This is a genomic window from Acidovorax sp. (assembly GCF_046314175.1).
Classification (GTDB): domain Bacteria; phylum Pseudomonadota; class Gammaproteobacteria; order Burkholderiales; family Burkholderiaceae_C; genus Acidovorax.
This window is the reverse complement of record NZ_JBKBXG010000021.1, coordinates 22,807-36,965: the sequence shown is the minus strand read 5'-3', so window position 1 is coordinate 36,965 and position 14,159 is coordinate 22,807. Positions and strand designations below refer to the sequence as shown.

At 62.3% G+C, this 14,159-nt stretch carries 16 protein-coding genes; 6 read left to right on the top strand and 10 right to left on the bottom strand.

The features are described from left to right. Positions 1-66: 66 nt before the first annotated feature. The 5 genes from ACK4OE_RS08165 to ACK4OE_RS08145 form a co-directional block, all read right to left on the bottom strand. Positions 67-1,242: a putative zinc-binding metallopeptidase gene (locus tag ACK4OE_RS08165; RefSeq protein WP_409884219.1), complete on the bottom strand. Its 1,176-nt coding sequence runs from the start codon at positions 1,240-1,242 to the stop codon at positions 67-69. Between the two features lie 238 nt (positions 1,243-1,480). After that, entirely contained in the window at positions 1,481-1,798 is a 318-nt protein-coding gene (locus ACK4OE_RS08160) for a BON domain-containing protein (protein ID WP_409884218.1), read from the bottom strand. Between the two features lie 148 nt (positions 1,799-1,946). Continuing rightward, positions 1,947-2,339: a hypothetical protein gene (locus ACK4OE_RS08155; RefSeq protein WP_409884217.1), complete on the bottom strand. Its 393-nt coding sequence runs from the start codon at positions 2,337-2,339 to the stop codon at positions 1,947-1,949. Between the two features lie 84 nt (positions 2,340-2,423). Beyond that, complete coding sequence (locus tag ACK4OE_RS08150; protein ID WP_409784907.1) at positions 2,424-2,588, bottom strand: DUF1328 domain-containing protein; 165 nt, start codon at positions 2,586-2,588, stop codon at positions 2,424-2,426. A gap of 411 nt (positions 2,589-2,999) precedes the next feature. After that, positions 3,000-4,394 (bottom strand): CHASE3 domain-containing protein, encoded by a 1,395-nt coding sequence (locus ACK4OE_RS08145; RefSeq protein ID WP_409884214.1) that lies wholly within the window; start codon positions 4,392-4,394, stop codon positions 3,000-3,002. Positions 4,395-4,517: 123 nt separating this feature from the next. On the opposite strand from ACK4OE_RS08145, the gene ACK4OE_RS08140 reads away from it, so the two are divergent. Next, on the top strand, positions 4,518-5,150 hold the full coding sequence (locus ACK4OE_RS08140; RefSeq protein ID WP_008903433.1) for a response regulator transcription factor: 633 nt from the start codon (positions 4,518-4,520) through the stop codon (positions 5,148-5,150). Between the two features lie 113 nt (positions 5,151-5,263). On the opposite strand, the gene ACK4OE_RS08135 is transcribed toward ACK4OE_RS08140, so the two are convergent. From ACK4OE_RS08135 to gpmA, 4 genes are all read right to left on the bottom strand, one after another. Next, the gene (locus tag ACK4OE_RS08135) at positions 5,264-5,692 is read right to left on the bottom strand and encodes a response regulator (RefSeq protein ID WP_409884213.1); all 429 of its coding nucleotides are present in this window, start codon (positions 5,690-5,692) and stop codon (positions 5,264-5,266) included. Between the two features lie 117 nt (positions 5,693-5,809). Continuing rightward, the gene (locus ACK4OE_RS08130) at positions 5,810-6,562 is read right to left on the bottom strand and encodes a HesA/MoeB/ThiF family protein (RefSeq protein ID WP_409884212.1); all 753 of its coding nucleotides are present in this window, start codon (positions 6,560-6,562) and stop codon (positions 5,810-5,812) included. 108 nt (positions 6,563-6,670) lie between these two features. Next, the gene (locus ACK4OE_RS08125) at positions 6,671-8,107 is read right to left on the bottom strand and encodes a S41 family peptidase (RefSeq protein WP_409884211.1); all 1,437 of its coding nucleotides are present in this window, start codon (positions 8,105-8,107) and stop codon (positions 6,671-6,673) included. A 170-nt stretch (positions 8,108-8,277) separates the two neighbouring features. Continuing rightward, positions 8,278-9,021 carry a 2,3-diphosphoglycerate-dependent phosphoglycerate mutase gene (gene gpmA, locus ACK4OE_RS08120; RefSeq protein ID WP_409884210.1) on the bottom strand — a complete coding sequence of 248 codons (744 nt, stop codon included), beginning with the start codon at positions 9,019-9,021 and terminating at the stop codon, positions 8,278-8,280. Between the two features lie 72 nt (positions 9,022-9,093). On the opposite strand from gpmA, the gene ACK4OE_RS08115 reads away from it, so the two are divergent. The 4 genes from ACK4OE_RS08115 to ACK4OE_RS08100 all read left to right on the top strand — a co-directional run bounded on the left by ACK4OE_RS08115 (position 9,094) and on the right by ACK4OE_RS08100 (position 11,474). Next, positions 9,094-9,501 (top strand): rhodanese-like domain-containing protein, encoded by a 408-nt coding sequence (locus ACK4OE_RS08115; RefSeq protein ID WP_409884209.1) that lies wholly within the window; start codon positions 9,094-9,096, stop codon positions 9,499-9,501. 71 nt (positions 9,502-9,572) lie between these two features. Continuing rightward, positions 9,573-9,833 (top strand): glutaredoxin 3, encoded by a 261-nt coding sequence (grxC, locus tag ACK4OE_RS08110; RefSeq protein ID WP_409784917.1) that lies wholly within the window; start codon positions 9,573-9,575, stop codon positions 9,831-9,833. Between the two features lie 108 nt (positions 9,834-9,941). Continuing rightward, positions 9,942-10,400, top strand: a complete 459-nt coding sequence (gene secB / locus ACK4OE_RS08105) for a protein-export chaperone SecB (RefSeq protein ID WP_409884207.1) — start codon at positions 9,942-9,944, stop codon at positions 10,398-10,400. Between the two features lie 60 nt (positions 10,401-10,460). Further along, complete coding sequence (locus ACK4OE_RS08100; RefSeq protein ID WP_409884206.1) at positions 10,461-11,474, top strand: NAD(P)H-dependent glycerol-3-phosphate dehydrogenase; 1,014 nt, start codon at positions 10,461-10,463, stop codon at positions 11,472-11,474. 316 nt (positions 11,475-11,790) lie between these two features. Here ACK4OE_RS08100 and lysA read toward each other — a convergent pair whose 3' ends face one another. Beyond that, the gene (lysA, locus tag ACK4OE_RS08095; RefSeq protein ID WP_409884205.1) at positions 11,791-13,035 is read right to left on the bottom strand and encodes a diaminopimelate decarboxylase; all 1,245 of its coding nucleotides are present in this window, start codon (positions 13,033-13,035) and stop codon (positions 11,791-11,793) included. Between the two features lie 113 nt (positions 13,036-13,148). Here lysA and ACK4OE_RS08090 point away from each other — a divergent pair, with 113 nt between their 5' ends. Further along, positions 13,149-14,132: a LysR family transcriptional regulator gene (locus tag ACK4OE_RS08090; RefSeq protein WP_409884204.1), complete on the top strand. Its 984-nt coding sequence runs from the start codon at positions 13,149-13,151 to the stop codon at positions 14,130-14,132. Positions 14,133-14,159 lie beyond the last annotated feature (27 nt).

The window sequence follows — 14,159 nt, the reverse complement described above, 5'->3', positions numbered from 1 at the left end:
TCAGGCCGCCCTCAGCCTCCCGACTGGAGAATGCCCTACAGACCAGAAATTTGATTAAAACAGGCGCTAGCGCACGTCCTTAAACGATTGTTTGCTATTCTTTTTAGCAACCAATTTAGGAACTGGCGCTGGCGCAGGTGCGGTCACCACCGGCGCCACCGGCCGATTGGCCACATCACGCACCATGTCGTGCACAAATCGCAGCTTCTCCAGCGCCTCGCCGGCCAGAGCAAAGGGATAGGCGTCCGGCTGGCCGAGGCTTCGGGTCAGGCTGTTGAGCAGCAAAGTCAGTGGCACCAGCTGCAGCAGCATGGTGTTGAAGTCCGGCGCTGGTTTGTTGAAGGGATCTTTTGCGCTGCTGCGCTGGGGGCCGTAGATGCCGGGCACCGTAATCTCGGTGGCGTAGCTGGCGGAGGTTTCCAAGAGATCGATCATGTGCAGGTAATGCGCCCAGGTTTCGGCCCAGTCCTCCCACGGGTGGGCCGCGGCATAGGCGCTGACGTGGTGCTCCGCCCAGTCGCCCAGGTCGCCGCCCTTGGCGTAGTGCGCATCCAGCGCCGCTGCGTAGTCTTGGCGCTCGTCCCCAAACACACTGCGAAACGCCTCCAGGCGCCCGCCGTCTCGCACCAGCTGGTCCCAATAGAAGTGACCGGATTCGTGCCGCAGATGGCCGATGAGTGTGCGATAGGGCTCACCCAGGGCAATGCGCCTGCGCGCGCGCTCGTCGTCATCGGCTTCGGCCACGTTGAGGGTGATGGTGCCGCTCATGTGCCCCGTCATGATGGAAGGGCCACCCGGAAGGTCTGCCAGAAACTCGAACACCGGGCCGGGGCGGCCTGGTGCGGGCTCCAGCCCCAGCCGCGCCAGGGTGTAGAAAAGGCGCCGCTTGGCAGCCTCGATCTGCATCCAGCGCCCACGGTTGGCCACTTCGGACAGATCGGGCAGCACCCTGGTCTGCCGGCAGGACACGCAGTACTCGGCGTAGTCATTGGCCGGCACTGCAAAATTGCACGCTTGGTGCTCGGTGTGGTTGTGGCATAGCCGGTACAAGCGGCCGCTGTACTGGGCGGTACCACGGCCACCCATCCGGCGCCAAAGGCCCGCGCCATCCTGCGGGGCAGGTGCCAGGGCAGCCATGGTCAATGCATCGGGCAAAAATGCCAGGGCGCTGCCACAGTGCACACACTGCACGCTATCGAAAAAAACCAGGTGACCGCAATGGTCGCAATTGAATACGCGCATGGTTGAGCTTATACCCAGCGGAGGGTGGCGAAGATCGAAAGGCGGGTCATATCCAAAGTTCAGCGTCGGTCCGCTCCAATGCGGACCTCCACGTGGGCGCGTGGCATCTGTAGCCACAGTGCATCTGCGCCCAACGCAAAAGAGCAGACCCAAGGACACGCCCCGAGTCTGCTCTTGCGTTGAACTGCCTCAGCGCAGCGGGGCAAGCCCCACCACACCGAAGCATCAAGTGATCCGATCAGGGACGCACAACAATGCTGTTGCGCACTTCGCGCACATTGTTGGTGTTGCGCGCGATGGACTCAGCCTGGTTCTTTTCGGCTTGTGACTTGGCAAAGCCCGACAGTTGCACCGTGCCGTTCAGCGTTTCCACGCTGATCGACGTCGCGGCCACGGTCTTGTCTTCTGCCATCTTGGCCTTCACCGCAGTGGTGATGCCAGCGTCATCAATATAGGAACCAGCGGTTTGCTGGTTTCGAGCCACCGAACATCCGGTGGCCGTAACGATAGTCATGCCGGCGACAGCGGCAAAAGCGAGGGCGCGTGCGTATTTCATGGTGTTGTCCTTGTCGAAAATGGTTGGGAACGCGGGTGCTGGAGAACTTCAATCTGCCGATCTGTTGCACCCTCCGCGACCGGCTGACTGTGGGGTTCAAACTCTGGTGACGCCAGCGTGCTAGCGCCTCACCAAAATTTGTTGTGTATCAATAGGTGCCGCGACGACGGGACATCCAGAAAACCAACGTGGCCAGCGCAGCGCCAGATGCTGCGGCGATCACCATCGACTTGCCGGGCTGCTCAGCCACGTACTTACCGGTGGCTTCGGCTGCGTGCATGACCTGGCGGCGGGCGCGTGCACTGGTCTCTGCGCAGTAGTCGATGCTGCGTGCAGCCAGCTCTTGGGCACGTGCAGCCAAATCATCAATGGCTGGGTCAGTGTGGCTGCGCAGGGTGCGAACGCCTTCTTCTGCGCGCTCCAGCGTGTTGTTGGCAGCGCTGCGGGTGGACTGCACGGCGTCCTGTGCGCTTTGCAGCACATCGTCAGCGAGGGTGCGGGCGCTGTTGGCAACTTTGTCGGTGGCGGTCTGGATGCTCATGGGGTAACTCCTGGGAAGGTGGGATTCAAGTGCCGGTGCGGCGAATGTGTGATGCGGATGGATCAGCGCTGCTTGTATTTGTAATTAGCGCCGCTTGAGCAGACCCAGTACAAAGGTCACCACTGCCATGATCACAAACACAAAGAACAGGATCTTGGCGATGCCCACGGCACCGGCAGCAATGCCGCCGAAGCCGAAGAGGGCTGCGATCAGCGCGATAACCAGAAAAACCACTGCGTAATGCAACATTTCCATCTCCTTTTGTCGGGGCCGGTGTGTCGGCTGATTGGGTGGCGAGAAAATCTCTGCGCCTGGGGTTTACTGTATGCAGCAAGCCTCGCCAGAGATGCCGGTAGCTTGCGCGCTACCGTGTCGGCGGCTCTGCGGTGGGCATGTAGGACAGGACGCTCCCGTCGCGCGCTTTCGCCCAGGCAGAGATGTGCGCCCGCCTTCAGGGGCTGCAGTGTTTAGCTTCGGCCAGGGGCCACGCTGGCGCACCCGAGGGTGGAGCAAGGCCATCGTTGCAACAGCCTTCAAAAATCATGCAAAGGACCCGACACATGGCGCGTCGTTGACGTCGTGGCACGAGCTTGAAAACAGACCCATGCTGCTGCGTGATCTGCAGGTAGGGTGCCGACTGCCCCGACCCTGCCCAACACGTTACGCGGAGATCTCGGGCACTTCACCAGGCATGCGTCGCACTGGCAGCACTGCTGACAACAAGGTGCCGTCGCCCGGGCTAGACGTCAGCGAAAGACGCCCGCCTGCCGCCTCCACCCGGTGGCGCATGCCCGCCAAGCCGTGCGATGTGGAGCGTACAGCCGTCGGATCAAACCCTACGCCATCGTCACGCACCTGCACCGTCACGTGCGTGGGATAAGAGTGCACGGACACCAGCACCTTGTGCGCCTTGGCGTACTTTCCAATGTTGGTGAGCGCCTCTTGCACCATGCGGTACACCGTCAGTTGTGCTGCGTCAGGCAGCTTCACGGCTTCAAGGCTCGTCTCTACCTCGATACCTGCGCGCTCGGCGTACTCGCGCGTAAGGATTTCAATGGCGGCAGTGAGGCCCAAGTTGGAAAGCGACGATGGGCGCAGGTCCTCAATGATGCGGCGCTTGAGTGCAATGCCGCTGTTGAGCGTTTCGGTCAGGTGCTTCAGGCGCTCTGCAATATCCGGCGCGGTGGCGTCAATCTTGGACTTGAGCCGCGCCACATCAAGTTTTGCAGCCGTGAGCAAGGCACCCAGTTCGTCGTGCAACTCACGGGCAAGGTGTCCACGCTCCTCCTCTCGCACCTCTTGCAGATGGTTGGCCAGTTCAGACAGCGTGGCGGTGCGCTCTCGCACCAGGCCTTCCAGGCGATCACGCTCCCGTTCGAGCAACGCCTGTTCACGCTGGCTGACAGTCTGCAGTGCCTGCGCTTGGCGAAGGTACATGTAAAAGGCCAGCAAGCCAATGGCCGTGACCGTGGCAATGCCGATCCGCGACAGCATGAGCGACTGCTCGATCTGCTGCTTACCCAGTTCTACCCGCTGGTCGCTGCGGGCAATCAGCTCCAGCGCGTGTTTGCGGATGGCTTGCATGTGTTCCTTGCCCACGTCCGTGTGCAGGATGAACTTCCAGGCATCTTCGTTGCCCTGTCGGCGCAGGCGCAGGCTGAGCTCCATTTCAGCAAGCTTGCGGGATATCTGCCGCGACAGCAGTGCGAACTCCTGCATGTCGTCCGGCGAGTCCATGAAATGGTTGCGCAACCGGTCTAGGTTGGTCTGCACCGTGGCCACGGCATTGTCGTAGGGCTCAAGATAGGTCTCGTTACCAGTCAGCAGGTAGCCCCGCTGTCCGGTCTCCGCATCGAGCATGCTCTGCAGCAGCGTGTTGACCGCACTGCGCGTGTTCTGCCCATGCGTCATCCGCTCTACGGCATCTTGCGAGCGCATGTGACCTGTCTCATTGATCCCCACCAAAATCATGGCTGCAAGCAGCGCCATGGGGAGGCTCAACGCCATCTTGCGGACTTTTGGTAACCAGCGACGGGTGTTTTCTTTGAGGTTCATACGCTTATTCTGGATAATGGCCGATCACCTGGAAGTGGCACCGACCATGGATTGCCATGCAGGACCACTTTGAAATCAACATGCACCGGGAGTGGCAACGCCGCTCCCTTGAAAGAGAGATCAATGATCAAGATTGGCATTGTGGATGACCACGCGATTGTTCGTTCCGGGCTGCGACAGTTCCTGTCGGAGCACGTGGACCTGCGAGTCGAAGGTGAAGCTGGCAATGGCCGCGAAGCCATTGACCTGGTGCGCAACAAAGAAATCGATGTCCTGCTGATGGACCTGTCGATGCCCGGCCAGAGTGGCCTGGACGCCCTTGCGATGCTGCGCGCCAAGGCCCCCGACATGGGGATTCTCATTTTGAGCGGCTACCCCGAAGAGCACTATGCGATCAACCTGATTCGCCAGGGCGCGAGTGGCTACCTGAACAAGGAGTGCGAGCCATCGGAAATTGTGGAGGCCATTCGCACCATTGCGCTGGGCCGACGCTACCTGACCCCTGCGGTCGCAGAGCTGCTGGCACAGCAGCTGAACCGCAAGGACGACGCGCCACCGCATGAGCAGTTGTCGGAGCGCGAGTTCCAGGTGTTCCTGAAACTTGCCAAGGGCGAAACGGCGGGTGACATTGCCAAGGCGCTGTCGCTTAGCGTCAAGACCGTGAGCACGTACCGCACGCGACTGATGGAAAAGATGAGCCTGTCGTCCAACAGCGATCTGACCTACTACGCGCTCAAGAACCGACTGATTGACTGACATTCAGATGCTGCCTCAGTCTGGCTGTTGTGCCAGGCTGGGGCAGGTTGGACAACAGGCTGTATACGGAATTGAAGGGCCCCATCCGCTGCGCACGCACGCGGAGAGACGCGTCACAACAAAGGGCCGGGAGCTGATACGGGTTGAGTGACAGACTCAATGGCACCCGGGCTGCTGCTGTGTTGAATGCAGTAATCCACCAGCGCGTCGATTTCGTTGGATTTGTCGAAGACAGCATCCACACCGAGCTGCGCGCAGCGCATGCGTACATCCGGTGTCGCGTAGTTGCTGAGGACCACCATTTTCTGGCCGGGCCGGCGTGTACGGCAAGCGGCCAGAACGCCGAGGCCACTGCCCTGGCGCAGGAACAGATCGACTATGGCCAAATCCCAATGCTCACTGTGTGCAGACAGCCAGGCCTTGCCTTCGTCTTCGGTCTCTGCCATACCCACCGCTTCCACAGACGCCAGCTCTTCCAGAGTTCCGATCAGGTTCTCACGGATGGTCGCGTTGTCTTCAACAATGTAGGTGCGCAGTTTCACAGACGGGTCCACTTTTGCGAACGTCGCAGGGGTGCGCTGTTCGAACCTCAAATTTAGACGTTGAGAGGTTTGAATTCTGCCAGCGGCTGCACGCTGGGACTGTAGGAGTATTCCTACCTAACAACACTGTGCGCACACGGCACACTCGGGGGCTCGCTGCACCTGCATCGTGCTCCATTCCATGGACCTTCCGTCCAGCATCAAAAGCCGCCCCGCCAGCGATGATCCAATGCCCGCCATCAGCTTGAGCGCCTCGGCGGCCTGCATCGCACCCACCACCCCGACCAGAGGCGCAAACACGCCCATCGTGGAGCAGCGCACTTCCTCAAACTCTGCATCTGGCGGAAAGATGCACGCATAACAAGGCGACTGCGCGTTGCGCGGGTCCACCACCGTGATCTGCGCGTCAAACCGGATCACCGCACCCGCCACCAGCGGCCTACCGTGTTTTACGCAGGCTGCATTGACCGCATGCCGCGTTGCGTAGTTGTCGCTGCAGTCCAGTACCACGGTGGCAAACTGCACCAGTGCATCCAGCTGCGCCGCATCCACACGCGTTTTCAGCGCAGTGACCTGCACCTCGGGGTTGATGGCCGCCATGGCCTCTGCGGCTGAATCCACCTTGGGCACCCCTACCCGTGCGGTGGTGTGGGCGATCTGACGCTGCAGGTTGGTCAGGTCCACCACATCGTCGTCCACCAGCGTGATATGCCCGACCCCCGCCGAGGCGAGGTACAGTGCGGCGGGCGAGCCCAACCCGCCCGCACCGATGATCAGCGCGTGCGAGGCCAGCACCTTCTCCTGCCCCTCAATGCCCATCTCATCAAGCAGGATGTGGCGGGAATAACGCAAGAGCTGGTCGTCGGTCATGGGGTGTGGTGGCGAGATGGATTGGGCGGCGAATGGGGTCGCACGGCAGGCATGAAAAAGGCCGGACTTCGCGAGAAATCCGGCCTCATGAGCAGGGAGCGCGAAAGCTCAATTCTCTTTCTTTTCGTCCTTGCGTTCCGTCAACGTCTTGCTGATCAGCACCGGCCGGCCCTTGAGCTGGTTCAGGGCCTGCGCCAGCTGGAAGTCCTTGTCCGTACCAAACTCTGGCATCTTGCGGTCGGCAGCGGGCTTCTTGGCTTCTTCTTCCATGCGCTTGCGGGCTTCTTCGCGGGCCTTTTCACGAGCTTCGTCCTTCTTTTCTTCGCCCTGGCCACTGCCCAGGTGCTTGTCCAGATCGGCCTCTCGCATGCGCAGGGCGGCAAAGATGTTGCCCTCTTCCGACTCGTCGATCATCACATCAGGCACGATGCCCTTGGCCTGGATCGACTTGCCACTGGGGGTGTAGTAGCGCGCGGTGGTCAGCTTGATGCCCGTGTCTGGCCCCAGGGGGCGAACAGTCTGCACCGAGCCCTTACCAAATGTCTGGCTGCCCATGACTGTGGCACGCTTATGGTCTTGCAAGGCACCTGCGACGATTTCGCTGGCGGAGGCCGAGCCTTCGTTCACCAGCACCACCAAAGGTACCGACTTGAGGGCTGCAGGCAGGCGGCGCAGCGGGTCACCACCGCCGCGGCGCTGGTAGTAATCGGGCGCGGCCTTGTAGGTTGCCTTGCTGTCGGCCAACTGGCCGTTGGTCGACACCACGGTCACGTTCGCTGGCAGAAACGCTGCCGAAACGGCCACTGCGGCGTCGAGCAAACCACCCGGGTCGTTGCGCAGGTCCAGCACCAACCCTTTGAGATTGGGCTCCTGCTTGTACACCTCTTCCACCTTGCGCACAAAGTCATCGACCGTGCGCTCCTGGAACTGCGACAGGCGGATCCAGGCGTAACCGGGTTCGATCACCTTGCCCTTGACGGACTGGGTCTTGATCTCTTCGCGCGTGATGGTGACGGGGAAGGTGCGGCTCTCGTCCTTGCGGAAGATGGTGAGCGTGACCTTGGTGTTGGGCTCGCCGCGCATGCGCTTGACAGCGTCGTTGAGCGAGAGGCCCTTCACCACCGTCTCGTCGATCTTGGTGATCAGATCGTTGGTCTTGAGGCCAGCACGGAACGCAGGCGAGCCTTCAATGGGGGAGACGACCTTGATGAGGCCATCTTCCTGCGTGATCTCGATGCCCACGCCCACAAAACGCCCCGATGTTCCTTCACGAAATTCTTTGAAGGACTTCTTGTCGAAATACTGGGAATGTGGATCGAGGCTGGCCACCATGCCGGTGATGGCATCAGTGATGAGCTTTTTGTCGTCAACCGGTTCGACATAGTCTGTCTTCACCAAGCCAAACACCGCCGACAGCTGCTGGATTTCTTCCAGCGGCAGGGGCGTCATGGCGCCGCGCGCCACCGTTTGCAGTGAAACCGTGGTGAGCGCTCCGGCCACCACGCCAATCGATACCCACCCTGCAATTTTGAGTTTGTGGCCCATACAACACCTTTACCGCTTCGAATCAATATACACCGAGAGCCTGCCTGCACTCTTCCCGAGGAAATGAGGCAGACAGGCTCTTAGAAGGGCCGAACCCGCCGCAGTTCCGCGCGGGCTCTCATTTTGGGGGCGGATATGGCGGGTTTTCACCCGTCTTTACGCGTTATTTACTACGCCTTGCCCTGCGATGCCACGGCTGCTGCCGCTTTCGCAGCCGCTTCAGCATCGCCCAAATAGTAGTGGCGGATGGGCTTGAGGTCTGCGTCCAGTTCGTATACCAGTGGAATCCCGTTGGGAATGTTCAGACCCACGATGTCCGCCTCGGAAATGCCGTCGAGGTACTTGACCAGCGCGCGGATCGAATTGCCATGGGCTGCCACCACCACGCGCTTGCCCGAACGGATGGCCGGGGCCATCGCCTCGTTCCAGAACGGCAGCACACGGGCGACCGTGTCCTTGAGGCATTCGGTCAGAGGCACATCGCTGGCCGCCAGGCTGGCGTAGCGGCGGTCGCTGCGCTCGCTGCGGGCGTCGGTGGCTTCCAATGCGGGCGGCGGGGTGTCATAGCTGCGGCGCCATACCAGCACCTGCTCGTCACCATATTGTTTGGCCATGTCGGCCTTGTTCAGGCCCTGCAAAGCGCCGTAGTGACGTTCGTTCAGGCGCCAGTCCTTGACCACGGGCAGCCAAGTGGAATCCATTTCGTCCAGGGTGTACCACAGGGTATGGATGGCGCGCTTGAGCACACTGGTGAATGCCAGGTCAAACTCGTAGCCCTCGGCCTTGAGCAGCTTGCCCGCCGACATGGCCTGGGACACTCCGGTCGGCGTAAGGTCCACATCGGTCCAGCCGGTGAAGCGGTTTTCGAGGTTCCAGGTGGATTCGCCGTGGCGAATCAAAACGAGCTTGTACATGGTTTCCCTAGGAAAGGCGGGTCAAAATCCACCATTCTAAAATTACGCCGTTCGCCAACCCAAGGAATCTTTGTGAAATTCATTATCGACAACTGGTATCTGTTCATCGTTGCACTGGCCTCGGGCAGCATGTTGCTGTGGCCGGTCCTCAAGAGCGCCAGTGGCGGATCGCTGACCCCCGCACGGGCCGTGCAGCTCATCAACCGTGAAAAAGCCGTGGTCATCGACGTCTGCGAGACCGAAGAATTCGCCGCCGGCCACGTGGGTGGCGCCAAGAACGTACCCCTGGGCCAGCTGGAAGAGCGCCTGCCGTCCGTGGTCAAGAACAAGGCCCTGCCGCTGGTGCTGGTCTGCGCCAGTGGCGCCCGTGCCAACCGGGCCGTGGGCATTGCCAAAAAGCTGGGCTACGACAACGCCCAGGCCATGGCCGGTGGCCTGAAGGCTTGGCGCGAAGCCAGCCTGCCAGTGGAAAAAGCGTAAAGCGTCCCCACATACCTTGGCTACCCGGTAATTTGCCCTTTTTTGACCCCGTTGCTTCCAGGAGGATCGCCATGCAACCCGTGAAGATGTACACCACCGCCGTCTGCCCCTACTGCATCCGGGCCAAGCAGATCCTCAAGTCCAAGGGCGTGGAGCAGATCGAAGAGATCCGCATCGACACCGACCCGGTCGCACGCACCCACATGATGGAGACCACCGGCCGCCGCACCGTGCCGCAGATCTACATCGGCGACACCCATGTGGGCGGGCACGATGACCTGGTCGCCCTGGACAGCCGCGGCGAGCTGATGCCCCTGCTGGGCGCGGCCTGACCCCGTCACCGGGCGCTGCATAATGCAGCCCCATGTGCCCGCTGCGGGAGCTGCTCCCCGGCGGGTTTCGTTTTGCTGAAACCCAGTTTGCAGAGAGACTTTTCAACCATGGCCGACCAAGAAAACCCCGTGTTCCAGATCCAACGTGTCTACCTCAAGGACATGTCGCTGGAGCAACCCAACTCGCCCGCCATCCTGCTGGAACAAGAGCAGCCCAGCGTGGACATCCAGCTGGGTGTGGAAGCCACGCCCGTGGCCGAAGGCATTTTCGAAGTGGCAGTGACTGCCACGGTGCAGACCAAGATCCAGGACAAGACGGTGTTCCTGGTCGAAGTCAAGCAAGCTGGCATTTTTGAAATCCGCAATGTGCCCGAAGACCAGATGGGTCCCATCATGAGCATTGCCTGCCCACAGATCGTGTACCCCTACCTGCGTGGCAACGTGGCCGACCTGATCAACCGTGCTGGCTTTCCGCCGGTACACCTGGCGGAAATCAACTTCCAGGCGATGTACGAGCAGCAGCAGGCCCAGGCCGCTGGCGCGCCATCGTCCATCCTGACGCAATAATTCATTTGAAGTTTGAGGTCATTTTGGCCTCTAGCGCTTGATAGATAAGCGCTAATAGCTATGAAAATCATAGTATTAGGTGCAGGTGCCTGGGGTTCGGCGCTCGCCATGAGCGCAGCCCAGCACCCTGCCGGCCATGCGGTCACGGTCTGGGCGCGTGACGCTGCCCAGGCGAGCGACATGCGCGCTGAACGCCAAAACCGGCGCTATCTGCCCGGTATTGCCTTCCCTCCTTCCCTCACCGTGGCCGATGGCGACTTTGCAGCGCTGCTGCGTGGCGCAGACCTGGTCATCGTGGCCACTCCCATGGCAGCGTTGCGCAACATGCTGCAGGCACTGCGCGGGTGCACGGCGCCCGTGGCCTGGCTTTGCAAGGGGTTTGAGGCGGTGCCCGCCGACCAATCAGGGGCGTACGGGCTGCTGGCGCACGAGGTACAAACACAGGTAGCTCCTGAACTGATAGCAGGCGTCTTCAGCGGACCCAGCTTTGCGCAGGAGGTAGCCCTCGGCCAACCCACGGCGCTGGTGGCGGCCAGCCCCCATGCACAGGTGCGTGATGCGCTGGTGAGCGCCTTTCACAGCCCCAGCGTGCGGGTGTACGCCAACGAAGACATCGTGGGTGTGGAGGTGGGCGGTGCCGTGAAGAACGTGCTGGCCATTGCCACGGGGCTGTGTGATGGCTTGGCGCTGGGGCTCAATGCCCGGGCGGCGCTCATCACCCGGGGCCTCGCCGAGATGACGCGGCTGGGCCTGGCGCTGGGTGCGCGGCCAGATACCTTCATGGGGCTTTCAGGCCTGGGCGACCTGGTGTTGACCGCCACGGGCGATCTGTCACGCAACCGCCGTGTGGGCATGTTGCTGGCGCAGGGCAAAAGCCTGCAGCAGGCGGTGGAGTCTCTGGGCCATGTGGCAGAGGGCGTGTACAGCGCCCGCACTGTGGCGCAGCGTGCAGCGCTGCTGGGCGTGGACATGCCCATCACCCGTGCTGCCGTGGCGCTGCTCGACGGCGAGATTCAACCCGACACTGCTGTCGCAATGCTGATGGGCCGCGGGCCTGCACAGGAACTGGCCTGACAACGGTTCTTCAAAAACGCATCCTGCCAAAAGAAAAAGCCGCGCACGCCCCGAAGGGCCTGCGCGGCTTTTTGCATTGAGTTGTGACAGCAGCTGGGTTTAAAACACACCAAACAGCATCAGCAGCAGAACAACAGACAGTGGGACGCCGAGAAGCCAGGCAATGATGGGCATAGTGATCTCCAGAAAAAAGGTTGAAGGGGATAAGTGATTCCACTGTATTGCCCCCCTTTTCACGCCCGTGTGCGCCAGTGCTGCGCCTGACCGTAGGCGCGTACCTACCGGGTGTCGGCGCAGGGCCCGCGCCCGGCCCCCATCAAAGCCCCAGTTCCAGCGCCAGCAGCTCCTCCACCGTTTGGCGGCGGCGAATCAACCGGGACTGACCCCCATCGACCAGCACCTCGGCAATCAGCGGGCGCGAGTTGTAGTTGGACGACATCGACGCGCCATACGCCCCGGTGTCGTGGATCACGAGCAGATCGCCCACCTCGGCGGCAGGCAAATCACGCGGCAGCACCACACCGCCGTCGCCCTGCGTAAACACGTCGCCCGACTCGCACAACGGGCCTGCCACCACCGTGGGGCGTTCTGCTGCCGTAGTGCCATCGCGGCGCAGCACGCTCATGGCGTGGTAGCTGCCGTACATCGACGGGCGCATGAGTTCGTTAAAGCCCGTATCGACCAGCACAAAGTGGTTGTTGCCCGCGTTCTTGGTGGCACGCACCTGGCCCAGCAGCACGCCGGATTCGGCCACTAGGAAGCGGCCGGGCTCGATCTCCAGGCCGAGCTTGTGGCCCACCACCGCCTCGGCCTGCTGGCGCGCGGCGTCCCACAGGCCGTGGTAGTGCTGCGTATCGACCACGGGGTCGCCACTGCGATACGGGATGGACAGGCCACCACCGGCCGAGATGGCGTGGAGGTCATGCCCCGCCGCGTGGGCGGTACGCACCAGGTTGACCATGGCGCCGCAAACCTCTTGCAAGTGGCTGTAATCGACGCCTGAGCCAATGTGCATGTGCAGGCCCACCAGCTTCAGACCATGCTGCTGGATCGCGGCCAGTGCCGCAGGCAGGTCGGTGTGCCAGATGCCGTGCTTGCTGTGCTCGCCGCCGGTGTTGGTCTTGTTGCTGTGGCCATGGCCAAAGCCGGGGTTGATGCGCAACCACACGGCGTGGCCGGGCGAGCGCGCGCCCAGCTGGTGCAGCATGTCGATGGAGCCTGCGTTGACGGGCACGCTGTGTTCCACCACGCAGTCGAGCGTGGCGGCGTCGAACAGGTCGGCGGTGAACACGATCTCCGACGGCTCTCCGCCGGCCGTGTAGCCGGCCGCCAGCGCCCGCAGGATCTCGCCGCGCGAAACCGCATCCACCTTCACGCCCTGCTCGCGCATGAGCTTCAGGATGTGGATGTTGGAGCAGGCCTTTTGCGCAAACCGGATGGTCTCGAAGTTGGACACCTGCGCGATGCGCTGGCGGATGGTAGCGGCGTCGTACACCCACAGAGGGGTACCGAACTGGTCGGCCAGGGACCACAACTGGGCGGGCGAAAAGGGGTTGGACATGGGGGCTCCGAAGGTGCAGAAGACTGAAAGGCAGCCCAGATGATGCCCCGGCATATGTATTTGGTCGAATGCTTTGATTTACGCCATCCATTCACTACGGATATGCTCTGCACATGACCGGAACGACCGACACCCCCCTGGCCCACCGCATCACCCACCGGCACATCGAGGTGTTCCGCGCCGTGATGACCACCAGCAGCGCCACCGGTGCGGCCGACCTGCTGCACAGCTCGCAGCCCACCGTCAGCCGCGAACTGGCGCGGCTGGAGTCGCTGCTGGGCTATGCGCTGTTTGAACGTGTGCAAGGCCGCCTGCGCCCCAACGCGCGGGCGCTGGCGCTGTGGGACGAGGTGCAGCGGTCGTGGCAGGGGCTGGAGCGCGTGGTGGACCGCGCCGTGGCGCTGGGCAGGTCGGACGCGGTGCAGCTGTCGGTGCTGTGCCTGCCCGCCCTGGCGCACGCGCTGCTGCCGGGCGCAGCGGCGCGGGTGATGCAGGCCAGCCCGCACGCGCGCCTGTCGGTCACGCCGCAGGAATCGCCCCTGCTGGAGGAATGGATGAGCGCCCAGCGCTTTGACCTGGGCCTGTGCGAGCAGACCGCTGCGCCACCGGGAACACGCGCCGAGGTGCTGCTGACGCTGGATGAAGTGGCGGTGCTGCCTGCGGGCCACCCGCTGACGCACAAGACCGTGCTGGATCTGACCGATTTTGCGGGCGAGTTTTTTGTAAGCCTGTCGGCCGACGACCCCTACCGCCGCCTGATCGACGCCCGCTTTGCCGAGGCGGGCGTGGCGCGCACCCTGCGGGTGGAAACCCACAGCGCCGCCGCCGTGTGCGCCATGGTGCAGCAGGGCCTGGGTGTGGCCATCGTCAACCCGGTAACGGCGCTGGCCGCCGCCAACGACCGGCTGGTACTGCGGCGCCTGGCGTTTTCGATTCCGTTCAGCGTGACGGCGCTGCTGCCCTTGTACCGCCCGCCGCTGCCCGAGGTGGCGCCCATGCTGCAGGCGCTGCGGGAACAAGCGGCACAGGTGACTTCAGAGCTGGAAGCGGCAGGCGTGCGTGCGCAGCCATCGCCACGGCAACTATCAAATCAATAGCTGCTAGCGCTTTACCATCAAGCGCTA